General features: G+C 74.9%; 19 protein-coding genes and 1 pseudogene. 3 read left to right on the plus strand and 17 right to left on the minus strand.

Annotated elements, in window-relative coordinates; all coding sequences use genetic code 11:
• Positions 1-44: 44 nt before the first annotated feature.
• Both ACF1AK_RS07200 and ACF1AK_RS07205 read right to left on the minus strand, forming a co-directional pair.
• The gene (locus tag ACF1AK_RS07200) at positions 45-1,388 is read right to left on the minus strand and encodes a nitrate/nitrite transporter (RefSeq protein ID WP_391497742.1); all 1,344 of its coding nucleotides are present in this window, start codon (positions 1,386-1,388) and stop codon (positions 45-47) included.
• Positions 1,389-1,517: 129 nt separating this feature from the next.
• Positions 1,518-2,753: a M64 family metallopeptidase gene (locus tag ACF1AK_RS07205; protein ID WP_391497743.1), complete on the minus strand. Its 1,236-nt coding sequence runs from the start codon at positions 2,751-2,753 to the stop codon at positions 1,518-1,520.
• Between the two features lie 380 nt (positions 2,754-3,133).
• On the opposite strand from ACF1AK_RS07205, the gene ACF1AK_RS07210 reads away from it, so the two are divergent.
• Positions 3,134-4,093: a hypothetical protein gene (locus ACF1AK_RS07210; protein ID WP_391497744.1), complete on the plus strand. Its 960-nt coding sequence runs from the start codon at positions 3,134-3,136 to the stop codon at positions 4,091-4,093.
• A gap of 278 nt (positions 4,094-4,371) precedes the next feature.
• Here the strand turns inward: ACF1AK_RS07210 and ACF1AK_RS07215 are convergent, their stop codons facing one another.
• Genes ACF1AK_RS07215 through pdhA form a run of 3 tightly spaced genes read right to left on the minus strand, consistent with a single transcriptional unit; the run spans position 4,372 to position 7,979 of the window.
• Positions 4,372-5,835 (minus strand): dihydrolipoamide acetyltransferase family protein, encoded by a 1,464-nt coding sequence (locus ACF1AK_RS07215; protein WP_391497745.1) that lies wholly within the window; start codon positions 5,833-5,835, stop codon positions 4,372-4,374.
• 15 nt (positions 5,836-5,850) lie between these two features.
• A complete protein-coding gene (locus ACF1AK_RS07220) occupies positions 5,851-6,825 on the minus strand; it encodes an alpha-ketoacid dehydrogenase subunit beta (protein ID WP_380294419.1) in 975 nt (324 codons plus the stop codon).
• Positions 6,825-7,979 carry a pyruvate dehydrogenase (acetyl-transferring) E1 component subunit alpha gene (pdhA, locus tag ACF1AK_RS07225; RefSeq protein WP_391497746.1) on the minus strand — a complete coding sequence of 385 codons (1,155 nt, stop codon included), beginning with the start codon at positions 7,977-7,979 and terminating at the stop codon, positions 6,825-6,827. Before pdhA ends, ACF1AK_RS07220 begins: the two co-directional genes overlap by 1 nt.
• Before the next feature lie 380 nt (positions 7,980-8,359).
• Between pdhA and ACF1AK_RS07230 the strand changes: the two genes are divergently transcribed.
• A complete protein-coding gene (locus tag ACF1AK_RS07230; RefSeq protein ID WP_391497747.1) occupies positions 8,360-9,022 on the plus strand; it encodes a response regulator in 663 nt (220 codons plus the stop codon).
• Between the two features lie 62 nt (positions 9,023-9,084).
• Positions 9,085-10,173, plus strand: coding sequence for a phosphotransferase enzyme family protein (locus ACF1AK_RS07235; protein ID WP_391497748.1), 1,089 nt, complete (start codon positions 9,085-9,087; stop codon positions 10,171-10,173).
• Positions 10,174-10,182: 9 nt separating this feature from the next.
• Here the strand turns inward: ACF1AK_RS07235 and ACF1AK_RS07240 are convergent, their stop codons facing one another.
• From ACF1AK_RS07240 to ACF1AK_RS07295, 12 genes and pseudogenes are all read right to left on the minus strand, one after another.
• A complete protein-coding gene (locus ACF1AK_RS07240) occupies positions 10,183-12,024 on the minus strand; it encodes a protein kinase (protein ID WP_391497749.1) in 1,842 nt (613 codons plus the stop codon).
• Positions 12,025-12,134: 110 nt separating this feature from the next.
• The gene (locus ACF1AK_RS07245) at positions 12,135-13,535 is read right to left on the minus strand and encodes a protein kinase (protein WP_391497750.1); all 1,401 of its coding nucleotides are present in this window, start codon (positions 13,533-13,535) and stop codon (positions 12,135-12,137) included.
• A 284-nt stretch (positions 13,536-13,819) separates the two neighbouring features.
• Positions 13,820-14,428 (minus strand): bacterial proteasome activator family protein, encoded by a 609-nt coding sequence (locus ACF1AK_RS07250; RefSeq protein WP_391497751.1) that lies wholly within the window; start codon positions 14,426-14,428, stop codon positions 13,820-13,822.
• Between the two features lie 148 nt (positions 14,429-14,576).
• Positions 14,577-15,590 carry a hypothetical protein gene (locus tag ACF1AK_RS07255; RefSeq protein ID WP_391497752.1) on the minus strand — a complete coding sequence of 338 codons (1,014 nt, stop codon included), beginning with the start codon at positions 15,588-15,590 and terminating at the stop codon, positions 14,577-14,579.
• A 161-nt stretch (positions 15,591-15,751) separates the two neighbouring features.
• On the minus strand, positions 15,752-16,729 hold the full coding sequence (locus ACF1AK_RS07260) for an NAD(P)H-quinone oxidoreductase (RefSeq protein ID WP_391497753.1): 978 nt from the start codon (positions 16,727-16,729) through the stop codon (positions 15,752-15,754).
• Positions 16,730-16,780: 51 nt separating this feature from the next.
• A complete protein-coding gene (locus tag ACF1AK_RS07265; RefSeq protein ID WP_391497754.1) occupies positions 16,781-17,344 on the minus strand; it encodes a YbaK/EbsC family protein in 564 nt (187 codons plus the stop codon).
• A gap of 10 nt (positions 17,345-17,354) precedes the next feature.
• Complete coding sequence (locus tag ACF1AK_RS07270; RefSeq protein ID WP_391498038.1) at positions 17,355-18,398, minus strand: potassium channel family protein; 1,044 nt, start codon at positions 18,396-18,398, stop codon at positions 17,355-17,357.
• Positions 18,399-18,421: 23 nt separating this feature from the next.
• Positions 18,422-19,618 carry a molybdopterin molybdotransferase MoeA gene (locus ACF1AK_RS07275; protein WP_391498039.1) on the minus strand — a complete coding sequence of 399 codons (1,197 nt, stop codon included), beginning with the start codon at positions 19,616-19,618 and terminating at the stop codon, positions 18,422-18,424.
• 5 nt (positions 19,619-19,623) lie between these two features.
• Positions 19,624-19,881 (minus strand): annotated as a pseudogene (locus ACF1AK_RS07280) (DUF6457 domain-containing protein); the annotation flags it as partial.
• 127 nt (positions 19,882-20,008) lie between these two features.
• Positions 20,009-20,596, minus strand: coding sequence for a molybdenum cofactor guanylyltransferase (locus ACF1AK_RS07285; protein WP_391497755.1), 588 nt, complete (start codon positions 20,594-20,596; stop codon positions 20,009-20,011).
• A 23-nt stretch (positions 20,597-20,619) separates the two neighbouring features.
• Positions 20,620-21,669, minus strand: a complete 1,050-nt coding sequence (locus ACF1AK_RS07290) for an MBL fold metallo-hydrolase (protein ID WP_391497756.1) — start codon at positions 21,667-21,669, stop codon at positions 20,620-20,622.
• Positions 21,670-21,803: 134 nt separating this feature from the next.
• Positions 21,804-22,562, minus strand: a complete 759-nt coding sequence (locus ACF1AK_RS07295) for a polyprenol monophosphomannose synthase (protein ID WP_391497757.1) — start codon at positions 22,560-22,562, stop codon at positions 21,804-21,806.
• Positions 22,563-22,688: the final 126 nt, after the last annotated feature.

Here is a 22,688-nt window from a genome sequence, read left to right on the forward strand (position 1 = left end):
CTTCCCGGAAGGAAGGCCACGGGCGTTTCCGGGGGCCGGAAACCCTACGCCGACACCGCCGCGAGCTTCTTGCGGAGCCGGAGGATCATCAGGGTGCCCACCGCCAGCGGGACGTACTGCCAGCAGAACGCCCAGCGGAAGGCGCTCGCCGCGTAGGTGCCGGTGCCGTCCGGGGTGAGGGTGTCCAGGAGGACGCCGATGCCGAAGAGGGTGATCATCGTGCCGATGAAGCCGCCCATGTTGACGATGCCGGAGGCGGTGCCGAGGCGTTCGACGGGGTTGCGGGCGCGGGCGTAGTCGAGGCCGACGAGCGAGGCGGGGCCGTTGCTGCCCATCACCAGGACGACCGCGACCAGCAGCCAGAGCGGCGGGTGGCCGCCGGGCCAGGCGAGCGTCACCGCCCACAGCAGCGCGGTGGCGCCGATGACGGTGAGCACGATGGGCATCCGGGCCCGGGCGGTGCGGGACAGGACGCGGCCGAAGAGGAAGCCGAAGCTCATGTTGGAGAGCACCAGCAGGGTGAGCAGTCCGCCGGCCGCCGCGCGGGTCATGCCCTGGGCCTCGACGAGGTAGGGCAGGCCCCAGAGCAGGCCGAAGGCGTTGCCGGGGAACTGGGTGGTGAAGTGGATCCAGAGCCCCAGCCGGGTGCCCGGCTCCCGCCAGGTCTCCCGGATCTGCCGCCCGACGCCGACCCGGGGCGGCGCGGCGGCCGGCAGCGCCCCGGCCGGCCCGTCCGGTGCCTCCCGGAGGAAGAGCGCGACGAGGGCGAAGACCGCGACGCCGAGCAGGGCGATGGCGGTGAAGGTGGGCGTCCAGCCCTCGCTGTGCAGGGCCTGGGCGAGGACGACGGTGGTGACCAGGTTGCCGCTCATCCCGGCGAGGCCGGTCAGCTGGGCGACCAGCGGGTTCTTGGCGGCGGGGAACCAGCGGGCGGCGATCCGCAGCACGCTGATGAAGGTCATCGCGTCGCCGCAGCCGAGCACGGCCCGGGAGGCGAGCGCGGGGCCGAAGGAGCCGGAGAAGGCGAAGGCGAGCTGGCCGGTGCTGAGCAGGACGACGCCGAGCAGCAGCACCCGGCGCGGTCCGAACCGGTCCACCAGCAGGCCGACGGGTATCTGCATGGCCGCGTAGACGAGGACCTGGAGGATCGAGAAGGTGGAGAGCGCGGAGGCGCCGATGCCGAAGCGGTCGGCGGCGTCCAGCCCGGCGACGCCGAGGCTGGTGCGGTGGATGACGGCCAGGACGTAGACACTGACGCCGATGGACCAGGCGAGCCAGGCGGCCCGGCCACCCGGTGGGTGATGGACGGCGGTGGGGCCGGTGGCGGCGCCGGCACGGGGAGCGGGGGCGGACAGGGGGCGGACTGAACTGGCGGGCTCCACGGTCATAGTGGCCCCAGATTAGTCATCCCATCATTGGACGGACAGGGCAGGGTCAGGGGGACGGGTACGAACCATCCGGTCCGCCCCGGGGCCCGGAACGGACCCGGGGCGGACCGGAGTGCCTTCGTACGGGGTTCAGCCGGTCACCGTCCAGGACACCGAACGCGTCATGTAGCGGTCCCGGAACGCCTCGTCGCGGACCCAGTCCGTGGTGTCCCGGACGGTGGCCGTGACGGTCGCGCTGTGCCCGGGCCGCAGCGCCAGCGCCGCGGTGTCCAGCCGGCTGCGGTCCCCGCCCTGCGGCTCGACCGGGACGCCGTCCACCGTCCAGTCCACCCGCAGCTGCCGGGCGCCGGCCAGCGGGAGCGGCCGGACCTCCAGCCGGGGCCGGCCGGTGACCTCGCCGGGCGCCGGCACCGGGTCGTCGGCGGGCCTGACCCGCCGGTAGATCTCCTCGATGATGGCCTCCCGCGAGGGCAGGTTGTAGGCCCCGCCGAGGGTGCGCATCACCGAGTCCCGGGTCGGCCGGTAGATGCCGTTGGCGCTGCGGTAGGCGCCGATCGTCCCGGCGCCGTCCGGGGACTCCGCGCCCAGCCAGCGCCACCACTTGGTCTGCTTGCGGCGCATCTCCTCGGCGTTGTCGGTGGCGAGGTTGGGGTAGTCGGCGTCGTCCGGCGCGCTGTCGTACTCGTCGCCGAGGTCCCCCACGGTGTGCCCTATCTCGTGCTGGATGATCCGCCCCGCGTCCGGGCTGCCGCCGGCCAGGGTGGTCACCCCGGTGCCGCCGGCGCCGCCGTACTCGGTGGAGTTGGCCAGCGCGATGAGGTACTGCGGGCCGTCCCCGTGGCCGGCGTAGCGGGCGGCCGCCTCCTCGTCGGCGCAGAGCAGCCGGGCGGTGCCCTCGCACCAGAAGTGCATGCCGAGCGGGGTGGCGGGGCGCCGGCCGCGGTTCTCGGTCTCGGCGATGCCGGAGACCGCGGAGGCCACCTCGACCCGCCTTATGTTGAAGAAGCCCTGGTAGCTGCGGAACGGCTCGATGTCCATCAGCGCGCGCCAGGCCCGGTCCGCCTGCGCCCGGAACAGGTCCTGCTCCCCGGCGGTGTAGCCGTCGCCGAGCAGGACGAGGGTGATCCGGTTGGCCGGATCCCCGGTGCGCCGTATGTCGACGGTCGGGGCCTCCCCGGCGGTCTGCAGGTCGGCGTGCTGCACCGCGGTGTGCGGCGGCACCGCGCGGTCGGCGGGGGCGCCGGGTCCGATCGCCGCGAACGGCGGGGGCCCGGCCAGTTCGAGCGCGGCCGGGAGCACGGCGGTGGACACCAGCACGAGCGCGGCCAGACTCCGGACGATCCGGCCAGGGTTGCCAGGCGGCATACGGGTGCGTCCTCGACGTTCCGGTCACCCGGCGTCGCCCGGGTGGTGGACGCGAAGACGTACCCGGCCCGGCGTGTCGTCCTCACCGAAAGCCGAAAAGATCACCGATCTGGACGAACTATAAGAATCCGACCAGCCATACCGATGAATCCGATCAGATGCCCAATCATCACCGTCCGTGATGCGGCGGTCACCTAAAACTCGCGAAGAAATTCCTGAACCGCCCGCAACCCTTCGGACCCGACCAATGTCTGTATGGACGAAGGAAGCGGGAGCGAGACCGGCGAGGCCGGGGGGCGCAACTGCTCAGCAGGAGCAGGCCGGTCACCTTCACCATCCATCAAGCCATTCACCCGCATCAGACCTTGGGGGGTCCTGTCATGCTCACGTCCATCATGCCCGCTTCCGCGCACACCTCCGTCGCCACCCGGCGCCGCCGGATCGCCACCGTCGCCGCCACCCTCCTGCTCGTCGGCTCCGTCCAGCTGCTCACCGCCGAGTCCTCCTCGGCCTGCGGCGGCGCCGACATGGCGTACCAGCCCGAGGTCCCGGCGGCCGCGATGGCCGTGAAGCACAACGGCGCCATCTCCAGCGCGTTCTTCGACACCTCGGGCCGGATCACCCCCGGCGGCTCGAAGGCCGAGATCGGCACCCAGATCGCCAACTTCACCGGGGGCGACTTCTACATCGCCGCGCCCTCGCTCACCGTCACCGGCAAGGGCGGGAAGCTGCTGCCCGAGGACGTCACGGCCGAGGTGATGGTGAACGGCGCCTGGAAGAAGCTCGTCACCAACACCGACTGCTACGAGCGGAACGTCAACATCGACACCTCGCCGCTCCTCAAGGACCTCAAGGACGGCCGGGGGAGTCGCCTGCTGTTCCGGATCGGCCTGTCGGCGAAGGCCCCGGCCTCCGTCTCCGCCGTGACGGTCACCCTGTCGGCCTGGTCGGAGTCCACCAACGGGACGCAGAGCACCCGGACGCTGCCGGTCTCCCGCGCCGCCGCGCCCGACAAGGCCACGACGGCCCCGACCGCCAAGCCCACCCCGTCGAAGCCCGCCGCCAAGCCCGCCGCCAAGCCCGCCGCGCCGGCCTCCGACAACACGCCTGCCACCACCGCACCGACCGCCCCGGCTGCCCCGGCCACGCCGAAGAGCACCCCGAGCGCCGCCCCCGCCGCCCCGGCGAGCAAGCCCACCGCCGCGCCGGCCGGCACCCCGGAGCTCGCCGAGACCGGCGCCGGCACCCCGAACGGCCTGCTCGGCGGGATCGCCGCCGGCCTCGCCGCGCTCGGCGCCGGCCTGGTCGTCGCCGTGCGGCGCCTGCGCGCCCAGGGCTGACACCCCGCAGCGCCGGAGCCACCGCATGAACCAGGAGAACGCCGCCGACGACGATGACGCCGCCTGGTCCTGAGCTCCGCGGGGACCGCTGGAACGAAGGGGCCCGGCCTCCGCACGGCGGTGCGGAGGCCGGGCCCCTTCTCCTTCGCCGGCGGCGAACGGACCGGTGACCTCGTAGGGGATCCCACCGGAAGAGGCGGCCGCGGACGCGCCGGGGCCCGCCCCACCGGACGTACCGGCGGGGCGGGCCCCTGGTGCGCGACGCGGACCGCCCGGGGTCAGCCCCAGGTGATCAGGCGCTTCGGGTGCTCCAGGATGCCCGCGATGTCCGCCAGCACCTTGGAGCCCAGCTCGCCGTCGACCAGCCGGTGGTCGAAGGACAGGGCCAGCGTGGTGACCTGGCGCGGGACGACCTTGCCCTTGTGCACCCACGGCAGCTCCCGGACCGCCCCGAAGGCGAGGATGGCCGCCTCGCCGGGGTTGAGGATCGGGGTGCCGCTGTCGACGCCGAAGACGCCGACGTTGGTGATCGTGACCGTGCCGCCCTGCATGTCGCCGGGCGCCGTCTTCCCCTGCCGGGCGGTGTCGATCAGCTCGCCGAGCGAGACCGCCAGTCCGGAGAGGGTCTTCGCGCCCGCGTCCTTGATGTTGGGGACGATCAGGCCGCGCGGGGTGGCCGCGGCGATGCCGAGGTTCACCTGGCCCTTGATGACGATCTCCTGCGCCGCCTCGTCCCACTGGGCGTTGATCTCCGGGTGGCGCTTGATCGCGGTGAGCAGCGCCTTGGCGACCAGCAGCAGGGGGCTGACCCGGACGTCCCGGCCCAGCTCGCCGCTCTCCTTGAGGCGGCGGACGAACTTCATCGTCCGGGTGACGTCGACCTGGACGAACTCGGTGACGTGCGGGGCGGTGAAGGCCGAGGCCACCATCGCCTGCGCGGTCGCCTTGCGGACGCCCTTGATGGGCACCCGGACGTCGCCCGCGCCGGGGAGGGCCACCGGGAGCGCGGCCGGCTCGACGGCCTGCTCGACGGCCGGGGACGGGGCCTCGGCCGGGGCCGCAGCGGCCGCCGCGTGGGCGTGCAGGTCCTCGCGGGTGATCACGCCCTGCGGACCGGTCGGGGTGACGGCCCGCAGGTCGATCCCGAGGTCCTTGGCCAGCTTGCGCACCGGCGGCTTGGCGAGCGGCCGGTCACCGCTCACCGCGACGGCCGGGGCGGGGGCCGGGGCCGGAACCGCGACCGGCGCGGGGGCCGGAACGGGAGCCGGAGCGGGCACCGCGGCCGGAGCCGCGACGGGGGCGGCGACGGGCGCCGGGGCGGCCGCCGTGGTGCGGCGGGCCCGGCGCTGGCTGCCGCCGGTCCGCGGGCCGTAGCCGACCAGCACCTCGCGCCGCTCGGGCTCGGCGGCCTCCTCGGCAGCGGCACCGGCGGCGGGCGCCGATGCGGCCGGGGCGGCCGGCGCGGCCGCGGGCGACCCCGCCCCGCCGGCCACCGCGACCGAGATGATCACGGTGCCGACGTCGACCGTCGCGCCCTCCGGGAAGAACAGCTGCTCGACGACCCCGGTGAACGGGATCGGCAGCTCCACGGCGGCCTTGGCGGTCTCCACCTCGCAGACGACCTGCCCGTCGGTGACGGTGTCACCGGGCTTGACGTACCAGCTGAGGATCTCGGCCTCGGTGAGGCCCTCGCCCACGTCGGGCATCTTGAACTCGCGGAGCGAGCGAACTTCGGTGGTCATCATCGCTCCCCTGGATCAGTACGCGAAGGCGCGGTCGACGGCGTCGAGCACGCGGTCCAGGTCGGGGAGGAAGGCCTCCTCGACCCGGGACGGCGGGTACGGCGCGTAGTAGCCGCCGACCCGCAGGATCGGCGCCTCCAGGTGGTAGAAGCAGCGTTCGGTGAGCCGGGCGGCCAGCTCGGCGCCCATGCCCAGGAACACCGGCGCCTCGTGCACGACGATGCCGCGACCGGTCCGCTTCACCGACTCCTCCAGGGCCGCGAAGTCGACCGGGGTGAGCGAGCGCAGGTCGACGACCTCCAGCCGGCGGCCGTCCTCCTCGGCGGCCGCGGCGGCCTCCAGGCAGACCTTGACCATCGGGCCGTAGGCGATCAGCGTGGCGTCGGCGCCGGGGCGCACGATCCGGGCGTCGTGCAGGCCCAGGTCGGCCGCGTCACCGACCTCGCCCTTGTCCCAGTAGCGCCGCTTGGGCTCCAGAAAGATCACCGGGTCGTCCGACTCGATGGCCTGGCGCAGCATCCAGTGCGCGTCGTGCGCGTTGGACGGGCTGACCACCCGCAGACCGGCGGTGTGCGCGAAGTACGCCTCGTGCGACTCGCTGTGGTGCTCCACCGCGCCGATGCCGCCGGCGTAGGGGATGCGCACGGTGACCGGCATCTTGACGTGGCCGAGCGCCCGGGCGTGCATCTTGGCCAGCTGGGAGACGATCTGGTCGAAGGCCGGGTAGACGAAGCCGTCGAACTGGATCTCCACCACCGGGCGGTAGCCGCGCAGCGCGAGGCCGATCGCGGTGCCGACGATGCCGGACTCGGCGAGCGGGGTGTCGATCACCCGGCCCTCGCCGAAGTCCTTCTGCAGGCCGTCGGTGATCCGGAAGACGCCGCCGAGCTTGCCGATGTCCTCGCCCATCAGGACGGTCTTCGGGTCGCTCTCCAGCGACTTGCGCAGGGCCTCGTTGAGCGCCTTGGCGATGCTGAGCTGACCGGCCATCAGAGGTTCTCCCCCGCCTCGAAGGAGGCCGCGTACTCGACGTACCCGGCCCGTTCCTCATCGACCAGCGCGTGCGGCTCGGCGTAGACGTGGTCGAAGATCAGGGTGGGGTCCGGGTCCGGCATGCCGCGCACGCCCTCGCGCACCCGCAGTCCGAGCTGCTCGCTCTCGGCGTCGACCGAGGCGAAGAACGCCTCGTCGGCCAGCCCCTGCTTCTCCAGCAGGGCCCGCAGCCGGGTGATCGGGTCCTTGGCCTTCCAGGACTCGGTCTCCTCGGCGAGCCGGTAGCGGGTCGGGTCGTCGGAGGTGGTGTGCGCGCCCATCCGGTAGGTGAACGCCTCGATCAGCACCGGGCCGTTGCCGCTGCGGGCGTGCTCCAGGGCCCAGCGGGTCACCGCGAGGCAGGCCAGCACGTCGTTGCCGTCGACCCGCACGCCCGGGAAGCCGAAGCCGGAGGCGCGGCGGTACAGCGGGATCCGGGTCTGGGTGGTGGTGGGCTCGGAGATCGCCCACTGGTTGTTCTGGCAGAAGAACACCACCGGGGCGTTGTAGACCGAGGCGAAGGTGAAGGCCTCGTTGACGTCGCCCTGGCTGGAGGCGCCGTCGCCGAAGTACGCGATCACCGCGTCGTCGGCGCCGTCCTTGGTGATGCCCATCGCGTAGCCGGTGGCGTGCAGGGTCTGCGCGCCGATCACGATGGTGTAGAGGTGGAAGTTCTTCTCGTTCGGGTCCCACCCGCCGTGGTTCACGCCGCGGAACATGCCGAGCAGGTTCAGCGGGTCGACGTCGCGGCACCAGGCGACGCCGTGCTCGCGGTAGGTGGGGAAGGCGTAGTCGCCGGGCCGCAGCGCGCGGCCGGAGCCGACCTGCGCCGCCTCCTGGCCGAGCAGCGAGGCCCACAGGCCCAGCTCGCCCTGGCGCTGCAGGGAGGTGGCCTCCGCGTCGAACCGGCGCACCAGCACCAGGTCACGGTAGAGGGCTCGAAGCTCGTCCGGCTCCACGGTGAGCGGGAAGTCCGGGTGCTCGACCCGCTCGCCTTCCGGGGTGAGCAGCTGCACGAGCTCCGGCCGGGCGTCCTTACCCGTGGCGCGGAGGGTGTCAGGGACGCCGGGGGCCGCCTTCTTGCGAGCCCTCGCCGTGCTTTTGACGGTCACGTTCACTCCTCGGTCTGTCCGGCCGCCCGGGGTCGCCGGTGACCGGTCCGGTCACCGCCTCGCGGGGCGCGCGTGGGTGTGCGCTCCCAACTGCGGGGCAGGTGGTGATCCTGTTCCGACGGCGTCCCTCACGAGAACGTTACCCAGCGTCCGCCCTCGGCGCGTCTGCGCTAGGACGTCCTACTTGTTCGGGATCTACAAACGCGCGTGTGGCGCAGCTCTCAATTCGGTCGCCTTCAGGACACCTGCGCACGTTATCCGGGCGGAGGCTCCTGCGTAAGGGGGTTACCGGCATCGGTTTCGACCGCTCTGGCCGGATCGTGACCCCGGCCCGGTGCGGGCGAGAGGTCTTTCGTAGGGTGATATGGGAGGCTTTGCGCGTGACTGATAAGGGACAAATCAGGGTATTCCTCCTCGACGACCACGAGGTGGTCCGCAGGGGCGTCCATGAACTCCTCTCGGTCGAGGACGACATCGAGGTGGTCGGCGAGGCCGGGACCGCCGCCGAGGCGCTGACCCGGATCCCGGCGGTCCACCCCGACGTCGCGGTCCTGGACGTCCGGCTGCCGGACGGCAACGGGGTCGAGGTCTGCCGGGAGATCCGCTCCCGGCTGCCGGACATCACGTGCCTGATGCTGACCTCGTTCTCCGACGACGAGGCGCTGTTCGACTCGATCATGGCGGGGGCCTCCGGTTACGTGCTCAAGGCGATCCGCGGCACGGACCTGATCACCGCCGTCCGGGACGTCGCGGCCGGCCGCTCGCTGCTCGACCCGGTCGCCACCAGCCGGGTGCTCGCCCGGCTGCGCGACGGCGGCGGGAAGGAGGACGAGCGGCTCTCCCAGCTCACCAAGCAGGAGCGCCGCATCCTGGACCTGATCGGCGAAGGGATGACCAATCGTCAGATCGGCAACGAGCTGCACCTCGCCGAAAAGACGGTGAAGAACTACGTCTCCAGTCTGCTCGCGAAGATGGGGATGGAGCGCCGGACCCAGGCGGCCGCCTTCGTGGCCCGGCACCAGGCGGACCACCAGCACGGATAGGGTGGATGCACAGAACTGACGAGCTGTCAAGGACCCCCGCCGAGAGGTCCTACCCTCTGGCTGTGACTTTCAGCCAGACCCTTGCCCTCGCACCAGCCCGTCCCGACCTCACCGCGCCCCCGATAGGAACCCTCAGCCCGCCCGTCCCCCGCGCCGCGCTCGCCGAGGTCCTGCGCCGCTACCGGGTGGGCCGCCTGCTCACCGCCGAACCCGTCGCCGAAGGCCTGCTGAACCGCGGCTACCGGGTCACCACCGAGGCCGGCGACTACTTCCTGAAGTGCTACGTCGACGCCGCGACCGCCGGCCGCGAGGCCGTCGACGCCCACCATCGCGCGATGGACGCGCTGGCCGCCCTGGGCCTGCCCGTCGCTCCCCCGCTGGCCCTCTCCGGCCGCACCGCCACGATCGCCGCGTTCGGCGGGCGGCTGTTCGCCCTCTTCCCCTGGGTGGAGGGCGGGCACCGGCACGGCACCGAGCTGGCACTGTCGCAGTGCGCCGAGCTGGGCGCGCTGCTCGGCCGGCTGCACGGCGCGCTCGACGAGGTCTGCGCTCCCCTCGCACAACCCTCCGGCTACCGCAGCGCGGACCCGCGCGACAGCTCCGGGCTCGCCCGCGAGCTGCGCCGCCGGGCCCGCGAGCACCAGCCGCACGGCGAGCTGGACGCCCTGGTGGAGCGCCGGCTGACCGAACGGCTGGAGCTGCTCACCGAGCACGCCCACCGCCGTCCGCTCCCGCAGGCCGCCCCGCCCACCGGCTGGACCCACGGCGACTTCCACGGGCTCAACCTGCTGCACAGCGGCGGGCGGATCGCCGCCGTCCTGGACTGGGACAAGCTCGGCCCGCAGCCGCGCGCCGAGGAGGCCGTCCGGGCGGCCACCCTGCTCTTCAACGACCGCGTCAGCGGAGTGCTGGACCTCGTCCGGGTCCGGCACTGGTCGCAGTCCTACCGGGCCACCGGCGCCGCCACCGCCGAGCACCTGGCCGCCGCGGCGCACCGGGTCTGGTGGGAGCGGCTGAACGACTTCTGGATGCTCCAGTGGCGCTACCAGCGGGCCGACCACCGGGCCGACCCGCTGTACCCCGCCTCCGCGGGCCAGTTGGCGTGGTGGTGCCAGGAGTACGAGCAGGTCCTGGACGCCTTCGCCAACTGACCCCGCGGATCACTCCCCGGTCGCCGGGGGCTGGGTGGTCGGCTGCACCGGCGGCTTCGGCGTGGTGCCCCCGGCCCCGCCGCCGGCCGGCGGCGGGGTCTGGGAACCCCCGCCCCCGGCCGGGTTGGTCGCCGGGGGCTGGGTGGTCGGGGCCTGCGTGGTGCCGCCGCCCGTCCCGGTGGTCGGCGGGTTGGTCGGCGGGGCGGTGGCCGTCCCGGTCGGCGCGTTGGTCGCCGTCGTCGGCTTGCTGCCGGCCGTGGTCGGCGGCGCCGTCGGACTCGGCGTGTTGTGCTTGCCGGTCTGCTGGCCCGGCTGCTGCGGGTTCTGGTTGCCGCCGCCGTTGTTGTTGCCGTTGTCGGTCGGCTGCTGCGGCTGCTGCGGACGCCGGCTGTTCTGGCCGGTCGGCCCCGGGGTCGCCGTCCCGCCGGAACTGGGCGTGGTGGCCTCCGGCGCCGTCGACACCACCCCGGCGGACGGGCTGGTGCCGCCCGGCTTCCCGTCCGCGCCGTCGTCGCCGCCGCTCAGCGCCAGGCCGATGCCGACACTGGCCGCGACCAGCACCGCCGCGATGCCGGCCACCCAGCGCCACGGCCCGCGCCGGCCGGAGCCGTGCCCGTGCCCGCCGCCCTGGCCGTCACCGGAGTCGCCGCCGTCCCCGTACGGGCCGCCGGCCGCCGGGTAGGGCGAGGACGGCGTGTGCGGGCCGCCCGGCACCTGGTAGGGCAGCACCGTCGTCGGGTCGCCCGGGACACCGGCCCCGAGCACCGCCGTCTCGTCCGCCGCCGGCAGCCCGCCGCGGCCCGGCCCGCCGACCGCCCCGGCCGCGGCGCCGACGGCCCAGCCGCCGGTGCCGCCGGTCAGCTCGCGCAGCGCGTGCTCGATGTGCGCGCGGAACTCGTCGGCGTCCTGGAACCGGTCGTCCGGGTTCTTGGCCAGCGAGCGCAGCACCAGCGGGTCGAGCCCGGGCGGCACCCGCGGATTGGCCTGCGAGGGCGGCACCGGCTGGTCCTGGACGTGCTGGTAGACCACCGACAGCGGGGTGTCGCCGGTGAACGGCGGGCGCAGCGTCAGCAGTTCGTAGAGCATGCAGCCGGCCGCGTACAGGTCGGAGCGGTGGTCGACCTGCTTGCCCAGCGCCTGTTCCGGGGAGAGGTACTGCGGGGTGCCCATGACCATGCCGGTCTGGGTCATCGTCGAGGCCGTGCCGGTGAGCGCCCGGGCGATGCCGAAGTCCATCACCTTGACCGCGCCGTTGGTCGTGATGATCACGTTGGCGGGCTTGATGTCACGATGCACGATGCCGTGCCGGTGGCTGTAGGACAGCGCCTCCAGCACCCCGGCGATGATGATCAGCGCCTGGTCGACCGGCGGCTCCGCCTCGTCCACCAGCAGCTCGCGGACGGTCCGGCCCTCGACCAGCTCCATCACGATGTAGGGCGTCGACTCCTCGCCGACGTACTCCTCGCCGGTGTCGTACACCGAGACGATCGCGTGGTGGTTGAGCGCCGCGACGGCGTGCGCCTCCCTGGTGAAGCGCAGCCGGGCGATCTCGTCCTGGGCCAGTTCACCGCGGAGCAGCTTCACCGCGACGGTCCGGCCGAGCCGGACGTCCTGGGCGGCCAGCACCTCGGCCATGCCGCCCCGGCCGAGCCGGTGGGTCAGCCGGTAGCGGCCGTCGCCGACCGTGCCCAGCGGGGCCGCGGTGCCCCGGCCGGGGGTCTGCGGGCCGCCCCCGTACGGCGGGAGCGCGGTCGTGGCGGCGTCGCCACCGGGCTCGGGCCTCGGGGCCCCGCCGGCCGGACCGGTCGCCCAGGCCCCGTCGTCGTCGTCCGGATGCTGCGTCTGTGCCATCGCTCCTCGCCCCGGGCCTTCGCTCGGATCGCGGTGCCCTGTCGCTCGTATCCCCGAACGCTACCGCCTCCGGCCGGCCCCTGTGGCACGCGGAATCCGGACGGAACGCGTCAGAGCAGGCCATTCCGGTCGGCCGGACCGTCCAGGTGCAGCACCGTGGCGGTCGGCCCCGAGACCCGCGAGGCGGGACCGGACTTCGTGTCCCGCTCGGCCCGGTTCACCACGATCGCGATGATGATGACCGCCAGCACGATCACGCCGACGATGATGCCGATGATCACCAGCGCGGTCGAGCAGCCGCCGCTGTTCGAGGCCGGGGCCGGCTGGAACGGCGGCGCCGGCATCGGGTGCGGCGGCGGGGTGTGCGCCTGCGGGGCCTGCGGGTGGAGGAACTGCGGCTGCGGGGTGTGCGGGGCCTGGAAGGCCGGCGGGGGCGTCTGGAAGGGCTGCGGCTGCGGGAACGGCGTCGGCGTCTGCGGCGCCTGGTAGGCCGGCGGCGGGGTCTGGAACGGCTGCTGCGGCTGCGCGAACGGCTGCGGCGTGCTCGGGGCCTGCGGCGCCGCGTGCACCGAGCGCGGCCCGTCGGTGATCACCAGCGGGTTGCTGGCCGCCAGCGGGCTGCCGCCGCCCTTGGCCGCGCCCATCAGCCGCTCCGCCTCCTCGCGCATCGCCGCCGCGCTCGGGAACCGGTGCGCCGGGTCCTTGCGCAGCGCCCTGGCCACGAACTCGTCGACCGCCGGGCTGAGCCGCGGGTTGAGCGTGGACGGCGCCGGCGGCTCCTCCTGGACGTGCTTGTACGCGATCGAGAAGGCCGAGTCGCCGTCGAAGACCAGCTGGCCGGTGAGCATCTCGAAGAGCATCACGCCGACCGAGTAGAGGTCGGAGCGGGCGTCCACCGGCTTGCCGAGCGCCTGCTCGGGCGAGAGGTACTGCGGGGTGCCGACCACCATGCCGGTCTGGGTCATCGAGGTGACCCCGCTCTCCAGCGCGCGGGCGATGCCGAAGTCCATGACCTTGACGTTGCCCTTGCGGTCGAACATGACGTTGCCGGGCTTGATGTCACGATGCACCAGGCCCATGTCGTGCGAGGCCTCCAGCGCGTTCAGCACGCCGACGGTGACCCGCAGCGCCTCCTCGACCGCGATCGCGCCCTGCTGGGCGACCGCCTCGTTGATGGCGTCCCGCAGGCCCTTGCCGTCGATCAGCTGCATGACGATGTACGGGGTGCTGGAGCCGTCCGGGGCGATGTCCTCGCCGCTGTCGTACACCGTGACGATGTTGGGGTGTTCCAGCCGGGCCACCGCCTGCGCCTCGCGGCGGAAGCGCTCCTTGAACGAGTCGTCCCGGCCCAGCTCGGCGTGCATGCTCTTCAGCGCCACCGACCGGTCCAGCACGCTGTCGTAGGCGAGGTGGACCGAGGCCATGCCGCCCTCGCCCAGCACCCGCTGCAGCACGTACCGCCCGTTGCCCAGGGAGTAGCCCTCGACCGCCGCGTTGCCGTGCTCGCTCATGGTCCTCTGCTCCCCCTCGGCGCGGCCCTGCCGCCGCGACCGTGACGTTCGGTCTCGTCCGTGCGTGTGCGGGCCCGGCCCGCCGGCCTGCTCTGCCCCTGTCGCGACGCTCGCCCGGCGACAGGGGCCCAGGGTATCGGCTCGCGCCGACACCGACCGGTCCAGGGCCGACACTGTGTCCAGGTCGCGACCGGGCACCGGCCGGTGGTGCTCCCGGCACCGGGGCGCCCTGGCGCGCCCGGTGCCCCACGGCCCCGACGGGGCCGTGGCGGTACGGGTACGGCCTACAGGTACGGGCCGGAGCGGATGCCGCGGCCCTCGCCCGGCTCGTCGCCCTCCGGCTCCGCGCCGTGCAGACCGGGCGGCAGCGCCCGGCGCATCTGCTCCAGCTGCGCGCGCGCCGCCATCTGCTGGGCGAACAGCGCGGTCTGGATGCCGTGGAACAGTCCCTCCAGCCAGCCCACCAGCTGCGCCTGCGCGATCCGCAGCTCGGCCTCGGTCGGGATCGAGTCCTCGGTGAACGGCAGCGACAGCCGCTCCAGCTCGGCGACCAGCTCGGGGGCCAGACCGAGCTCCAGCTCCTTGATCGAGCTGGCGTGGATGTCCTTCAGCCGGGCCCGGCTGGCCTCGTCGAGGGGAGCCGCCCGGACCTCCTCCAGCAGCTGCTTGATCATGCTGCCGATCCGCATGACCTTGGCGGGCTGCTCGACCATCTCGGTCACCGGCAGCTCACGCGGGCCGTCCCCTTCGTCGTCCCCGCCCAGGCCGACCGCCCCCTGCCCCACCGGCAGCCCGTCCGGTCCGACGATCAGCACCTTCTGGCCGTCCTGCGACTGCCCGCCCATGGCCTGGTGGAACTCGTGCGACGAGCGCTCGTTCATCGGATTCGTCATGAACCACATTCTCCCTCACTGGGATTGCCGGGGTGGAGGCCCCCGGCCACCCGGGCACGACGCTACGCCCCGGGCGCGGGGGGCGGTATCCGTACGGATACTCAGTCCGCCCGGGTACCCGGGCGCCCCGCGGCCCGCCGGGAAGCGGTCAGCCGCGCCGCAGCCGCAGGCCGATCAGCCCCAGTCCGCAGCCGATCAGGCCCAGGCCGGCGCCGAGCGGGAGCTGGCGGGTGGAGGCGTCGTCCCAGCGGGTCGGCAGCACGACCGGGCCGGCCACCTCGGTCCGCGGCCCGGGGCGGCCGAGCGCCAGCGTCCCGCTCCCGGTGTCCTCGGCGGGCCCGGCCGGGGCGGGGGAGTCCGCGCCGGGGTCCGCGCCGGTGCCGGCGGGCTGCTCCGGCGGCTGCTCCGGGCGGCGTTCCACCGGCTGCTCCACCGGGCGTTCCACCGGCTGCTCCGGGCTCTGCCCGACGGCCTGCCCGGGTGCCTGCTCCGGTGCCTGCCCGGGCGCCTGCTGGACGCGTTCGGGCGCCGAGGCGGGGCGGTGCCGCTGCCGGCGCTGCTCCCACCCGGCCCGGGAGGGTCCGGCGTGCAGGCGCCCGGCCTGCACCACCGGGGACGCGGCCGCGCCGGCGGCGGTGCTCGCGGTGCCGGTCACGGTGGTGGTCGCGGTGCTGGTGGCGGTGGCGGTGGCGGTCACGGACGCCTCGACGGCCCCGGGCCCCGCGGGCGCGGCCGAGGAGGGCTCCGCGACAGCGGTGGACTGCGCGACGGCGGCCGGCTCCGGGGCGGGCGAGGGCTCGGGCGAGGGCTCGGGCGGGGCGGACGTCTCCGCGGTGGGCAGCGCCTCCGGGGACGGCGGGGCGGAGGGCCCGGGCGCCGGGACCGGCGGGACACCCGGTCCCGGGGAGACGACCGGGACGGGAACGGCGCCGGCCGGACCGGCCGGCAGGGCCGCCGCCGGTCCGACGGCCAGCGGAACGGCGAGACCGAGCACCGCCACCACCAGCAGCCGCCGCGCGCGGCGCTCGGCACGGCGGGTGCCCGGACGGACCCGGAGGCGGACGCCCGCCCGGACCCGGGCACGCCCGGGGATCCGGCGGGAGGGGGACGGCGGCGGTGCAGCGGGCAGCGGCCCGAGGAACGCGGACGAAGGTGCGTGCACGGTCGAGGTCCTTCCGCGACGGCCGACCGCGCGGGGCGGGGTCGGCGGCGGGACAGCTCCCGACCAGCGTCACACAGTCCGGCATTCCGGGCATGTCGGACGGACCGGACCGGCGGAGCGCGGGTCCCCGGGACCCGGCACCCCACCTCCCACCACCGGGATCAGGCCCGCAGCACCACCTTGCCGACCTGCGCACCGGCCTCCAGCACCCGGTGCGCCTCGGCGGCCTCGGTCAGCGGCAGCACCCGGTCGACCACCGGCTTCACCACCCCGGAGGCGACCAGCGGCCAGACGTGCTCGCGCACCGCCGCCACGATCGCCGCCTTCTCCGCCAGCGGCCGCCCGCGCAGATTGGTCGCGATCACCGCGCCGCGCTTGCGCAGCAGGGTGTTGAGGTTCAGCTCGCCGGTCACCCCGCCCTGCAGCCCGATGATCACCAGCCGCCCGTTGACGGCCAGCGCGTCCACGTTCCGCTGCAGGTACCTGGCGCCCATGATGTCCAGGATCACGTCCGCCCCGGCGCCGCCGGTGGCCTCCCCGAGCACCTCGACGAAGTCCTGCGTGCGGTAGTCGATCAGCACGTCGGCACCCAGCTCCGCGCAGCGGGCCAGCTTCTCCGGACCGCCCGCCGTCACCGCCACCCGGGCGCCGACCGCCTTGGCCAGCTGGATCGCCATCGTCCCGATGCCGCTGGCGCCGCCGTGCACCAGCACCGTCTCGCCCGGCCGCAGGTGCGCGGTGAGGAAGACGTTGGACCACACCGTGCAGACCACCTCCGGCAGCGCGGCGGCCTGCTCCGGGCTCAGCCCCGGCGGCACCGGCAGCAGTTGGCCGACCGGCACCGCCACCCGCTCCGCGTAGCCGCCGCCGACCAGCAGCGCGCAGACCTCGTCGCCGACCGCCCAGCCGGACACCCCGGGGCCCAGCGCGGCGATCCGGCCCGCGCACTCCAGGCCGGGGTGGCGCGGGCTGCCGGGCGGCGGGTCGTAGAGGCCCTGCCGCTGGAGCAGGTCGGCGCGGTTGACCGCGGTGGCGGCCACCTCGACCAGGACCTCGCCCTCCCCGGGGACCGGGTCGGGCACCTCGGCCCAGACCAGTGCCTCGGGACCGCCGGGTTCAGGAATCGTCATCGCATGCATGGCCCGACGCTACTGCGCGCCGGCACCCCGGCGGGCGGGCGACCCGCGCCGTCAGCCGGCCAGGCCGGGGAGCAGCACGGCGCCGGGCAGCGCGGCCGCCACCCGGCCGGGGAGGATCAGCTTGCCCCGCCGCCGCCCGCTGCCGACCAGCACGAACGGGGCCGCGGCCACCGCGGCGTCGACCAGCAGCGGCCAGCCGGCCGGCAGCCCGACCGGGGTGATGCCGCCGTACTCCATGCCGGTCGCCTCGACGGCGGTGTCCACCGGCGCGAACGAGGCCTTGCGGGCCTCCAGGTGCTTGCGGACCGTGCGGTTGACGTCGACCCGGGTGGTCGCCAGCGCCAGGCAGGCGGCCAGGGTGGTCTCCCCGCCGCGCTTGGCGGCGACCACCACGCAGTTCGCCGAGGCCGACGGCGGCACGTCGTAGGTCTCGCAGAAGACCGCGGTGTCGGCCTTCTCCGGATCGGTCTCGACGTACAGCACGGAGCGGGCGGCCTCCCGGTCGTCCCAGTTCTTCAGCGCGTCGGCCACCGGGGCGACCAGCCGGTCGGCCACCTCCAGCGCGGGGGCGGAGAAGTCGAACGTACCGAACGGGAGCTGCGGTTGACCGGTCATGGTGGCGACCCTACGCCCCCTCGGCCGACTTGATGACGATCACCCGGTCGGTCAGCTGCAGCGTCTGCGCCTCCGGTTCGGTGTAGTTGATCACCCGCCGGCCGCGCACCACCGCCACCACCAGGTCGTCGAGTTCGCGCGGGTTGTGCCCGGCCTCGGCCCGGGTGACCGGGCGCTCGACCACGTCCAGGCCGTTGCCGTAGGTGAGCAGGTCCTCCATCACCGCGCCGGCGTGCGGGCTGAGCATCGACATGCCGAGCAGCCGGCCCGCCGAACTGGAGCTGGTGACCACCACGTCGGCGCCGCTCTGCCGCAGCAGCGGGGCGTTCTCGTCCTCCCGCACCGCCGCGACGATGGTCGCCGAGCGGGTGAGCTGGCGGGCGGTCAGGGTGATCAGCGCGGCGGTGTCGTCCCGCTCCGGCGCGACCACCACCCGGGCGGCGGTGGTCAGTCCGGCGCGCAGCAGGGTGTCGGTGCGGGTCGCGTCGCCGACCACGCCCACCAGGCCCTGCTGGGCGGCCTGGTCGACGACCCTGCGCTGCGGGTCGACCACCACGATCTCGTCCTTGCGCGCGCCCTGGCCGAGCAGGGTGTCGATGGCGCTGCGGCCCTTGGTGCCGAAGCCGATCACGACGGTGTGCTCGCGCACGGTGGACCTCCAGCGGTTCAACCGCCACTGCTGACGGGTGCGTTCGGTGAGCACTTCGAGGGTGGTGCCGACCAGGATGATCAGGAAGATCACCCGCAGCGGGGTGACCACGAAGATGTTGGTGAGCCGGGCGCTGTCGCTGAACGGGGTGATGTCGCCGTACCCGGTGGTGGAGAGCGTCACGGTGGCGTAGTACGCCGAGTCCAGGAAGCTCAGGCCCCCGCCGGCGTTGTCGTTGTAGCCGTCCCGGTCCAGCCAGACGATCACGGTGGTGGCGACCAGCACGCCCAGCGCCAGCAGCAGCCGGGAGCCGACCTGCCGCACCGCCGGGGCGGTGCGCCGGGCGGGCAGCACGATGCCGGAGTCGGCCCAGGGCTCGGTGCCGGGAGCGGACGGCCCGGCCAGCCGCTCGCGGACACGTCGGACACTCACGGGGCCTCCAGCAGTTCGATCTCGTCGCCCTCCGCCGCGCCGCCCGGCGGTACCACCGCGAGCGCCTCGGCGCGGGCCAGGCCGCGGAGCATCGCCGGGCCGTCGTGGGGAAGCCGGACCACCCCGTGGGCGGTCCGGCGGACCGGCAGCAGCCGGGTGTCCGCCGGGTGGCCGGGCAGCGGTCCGTCGGCCGTGGCCAGGACCGGCTCACCCGCGCTCCGGCCGGCCAGCGCGCGCAGCAGCGGCAGCGCGAGCGTCACCATGCCGGCCACCGCGGCCAGCGGGTTGCCGGGCAGCCCCACCAGGTGCCGCCCACCGGGGAGTTCGGCCAGCAGCATCGGATGGCCGGGGCGGACGGCGACCCCGTCCACCAGCAGCCGGGCGCCGGCGTCGGCGAGCGCCCGGTGCAGGAAGTCCACCGGGCCGGCCGCCGTCCCGCCGGTGGTGACGACCACATCGGCGGTGGAGTGCCGCAGGGCGTCCCGGAGCAGGCCGAAGTCGTCCCCGACGGCGCGCGGTCCGCCGGTCTCCGCGCCGGCCGCGCGCAGCCAGGGCGGCAGCAGCGGACCGAGCGCGTCGCGGACCAGGCCGGGCCGGGGCAGGCCGGAGCCGAGCAGTTCGTCGCCGAGCACCAGCAGCTCCGCCACCGGGGCGCGGCGGACCGCCAGCCGGTCGTGGCCGCAGGCGGCGGCCAGGCCGAGCACCGCCGGGCCGACCGCGGTGCCGGCCGGCAGCAGCACCTCGCCGCGCCGGCACTCCTGGCCGCGCGGCCGGACGTCCTGGCCGGTGGTCAGCGCACCGGGGGTGCGTTCGGACAGCAGCGCCCCGCCCGGCGCGCCGTGCTCGCGGCGGAGCACGGCGGTCGCGCCGGGCGGCAGTTGGGCACCGGTGGCGATCTCGACGGCGGTGCCGTCGGCCAGCGGGCCGCCGGCGGGGCGTCCGGCGAGCAGCCGGCCGGTCACCTGCCAGGGGCCGGGACCGGCGACGGCCCAGCCGTCCATCGCCGCGGTGTCGAAGGCCGGGAGGTCGGTGAGCGCGGTGAGCGGCTCGGCCAGGGTGCGGCCGAGCGCCTCGTCCAGCGGCAGGCCGAGCGGCGGCAGCGCCGGGCGGCCGGCCCGGCGGGCGGTCTCCCGGGCCGCCGCCCAGCGGACCGGACGGACCGGGGCGGGGGCGGGGGCGGCGCGTTCCTCCATCACGCTCACGGCTGCCCCGGGTCGTCGGCCCGGGCCGCCGCCCAGCGCTCGGCGAGCGCGGCGGTGCGCCGGGACGCCTCGGCGACCGCCTCCGGGCCGCCGCCGTGCCGCGCGGCCGCGTAGCCGATCAGAAAGGCGGTCAGCGGGGCGGCGGGCCGGTCCACCCCGTGGGCGACCACCCGGGCCAGGTCGAGCAGGCCGCGGACGTCGACGTCCAGGTCGATGTCCAGCTCGGCACGGACCTCGGCGATCCAGTCATCCAGCGTGCGCTCCATGCGAACATGCTGCCCGATCGGCGGTTTCCCCGGGATGTTTGTCCGGTGAGCGGCGCGCGTCGTTTCGCTCACGTCCCGGCGGCGACCGGGTGGGCCGGCCGCTGCGGCGGGGCGCTCAGCCCCCGGCGCCGTCGCGTTCGCGGGCCTGTTCCAGGGCCTCCCAGGTGTCGCAGTCGTAGGTGACGTCGTCGGTGTCGGCCAGCCGCAGGGTGGGCAGGGCGCCGGTGAGCCGGCGCAGCGGGAGCCCGGCGGGATCGCCGGCGGCGGCCAGGGCGGCGCGCAGGGCGGCGGTGCGGTAGGCGGCGGCGAGCGGCTGGTCGCGGCCGGCGGCGTCGACCAGGACGGCCGCCGCGGTGTCCGGCCCGGCCGCGTCGAGGGCGGTGACCAGCCGCTCCACGGTCCGCCGGTCCAGGAAGGGCAGGTCGGCGGCGAACAGCAGCACCAGGCCGGCGGTGACCTCGGCGAGACCGGCGGCGACGGCGGCCACCGGGCCGCCGCCGGGCGGGTGCTCGCAGGTCCACCGGATCCCGGGGCGGGCGGTGGGCCGGACCGGGCCGACGACCACGGTGGTCCGGGCGTCCGCGCAGGCGGCGAGCACCCGGTCCAGCAGGGTGTCCGCGCCGACGGTCAGGGCGGGCTTGTCGGCCCCGCCGAGCCTCCGGGCGGCGCCCCCGGCCGGAACGATCACGTCGTACGGCGTCATGCCGCCAGTATCCGCCGGAGGGCTCAGGCGGGGTCCCGGCCGTCCCCGGGCCCGCGGCCGGCGTCCGGCTCGCCGGACTCTTCCGGCCCGTCCGGCCCGTCCGGCCCGTCCGGCTCCTCGGGCGCCTCGGGCTCCTCGGACCCGTCCGGCCCGTCGGCCTCCTCGTCGGTGGCGGCCGCGGTGTCGGCCGCGGCGGTGTTGGCCGCGGCGGTGTTGGCCGCGGCGCTCAGCTCCAGCAGCGCCGGCAGGGTCAGCTCCCCGTACCGCTCGTTCACCGCCGCCACCAGCGCCTCCGCGTCGTGCGGGTGCTCGGCCAGCAGCCGGTCGAAGTCCTGGAGGTACTCCCCGGTGAACGCCAGCACCCGGCCCGCGTCGTCGCCCTGATCGGGCGCCCGGTGCCCGGCGATCACCCGGTCCGCGCCGAGCCCGGCGATCCGGCCCAGGTTGCGGACCCACTCGGTGCGCTGCTCCGGCGTGGTGTCGGCGGTCCACACGTGGGTGCCGTTGTACGCGAAGTCGCCGGCCACCACGGTACGGACGCTCGGCACGTGCACCACCGTGGAGCCGCCGCAGTCGCCCTGCCCGAGCAGCAGGACCGGGATCACCTGCCGGTCGATCATCAGCGGCTGGGGCAGCAGCGGCGCCGGGACCAGCGGGTGGTCCGGGATGTCGTCGCCGAACACCGGCTTCCACTGGGCGACCTTCGCGGCGGCGGTGCCCAGGATGCCGTCCACGACCGACGGCGAGGCCAGCAGCTGCGCCTCGGGGAAGAGCCGCAGCACCTCCTCGGCGCCGAAGTAGTGGTCGGGGTGCTGGTGGGTGATCACGATGGCGAGCAGACGGCGGCCCTTGCCCGCCACCCACTCGGCCAGCTGCCGGCCGGCACTGCGGGTGAGCTGGGCGTCGACCAGAATCGCCGTGTGCTCGCCGAGGATCAGCGTGGAGGTGGCGAAGAAGGCCGACTCCGGGCCGGTGAAGACATCGATCTCCAGCGGCCGGACCGGCGCCCCGGCGGCGGTCGGCGCGTCGAGCGGGTCCGCGCCGGCGTTCTCCTCGGACGGGGACGACGTCACTGGGTGCTCCCTCTGGTTGGGCGGTTCGCGCCCTACAGCATGGGAGCACGGCGCGCGGAAAACGCGGAAGGCGCGCCCGGCGGGGGCGCGCCTTCCCGATCACGTGTCCGGGCGGTGACCCTGCGCCGCCGGGGTCAGCCCCGGCGGCCGGTCAGCTTGCCGACGCGGTCGGTGACACCCCAGGAGGTGACCCGCCAGAGCGCCTCGGCGACGATGTTCCTGCTCATCTTGGACGCGCCCAGCTCGCGCTCGACGAAGGTGATCGGCACCTCGGCGACCTTGAAGCCGGCCTTCACCGTCCGCCAGGCCAGGTCGACCTGGAAGCAGTACCCGGCCGAGGCGACCTGGTCCATGCCGAGGCCGAGCAGGGTCTCCTTGCGGAACGCCCGGTAGCCGCCGGTGACGTCCCGGATCGGCACGCCCAGCATCAGCCGCGAGTAGGTCGAGCCCGCGCGCGAGAGCAGCAGCCGGGACTTCGGCCAGTTCACCACCCGGCCGCCGGGGACCCACCGGGAGCCCAGCACCAGGTCGGCGCCGCGCAGCGCGGTGAGCAGCCGGTGGAGCTCCTCGGGGCGGTGGGAGCCGTCGGCGTCCATCTCGACGAGCACGTCGTAGCCCTCGTCGATGCCCCAGCGGAAGCCGGCCAGGTAGGCGGCGCCGAGCCCCTCCTTGCCCCGGCGGTGCATGACGTGCACCTGGGCGTCCTCGGCGGCCAGCTTGTCGGCCAGCTCGCCGGTTCCGTCCGGGCTGTTGTCGTCGGCGACGAGGACGTGCACCTCGGGAACGGCGGCGCGCACCCGGCCGACGATGAGCTCGACGTTCTCGGCCTCGTTGTAGGTGGGGATGATCACCAGCACCCGGCCGAGATCGGCAAAACCCTGCTGGACGGTCACGTACTAACCTCTCGGCCGGTGGCGGGACGTGCCGGTCACCATTGCCCGCACTCATCGGAAGACACAGTCCCGGCCGGCACCCCGCCGGCCCGGACGACACCGTGGAAAACACTGGGTCCTGGCATC

This window comes from Kitasatospora sp. NPDC015120 (assembly GCF_043080305.1).
Lineage (GTDB): Bacteria > Actinomycetota > Actinomycetes > Streptomycetales > Streptomycetaceae > Kitasatospora.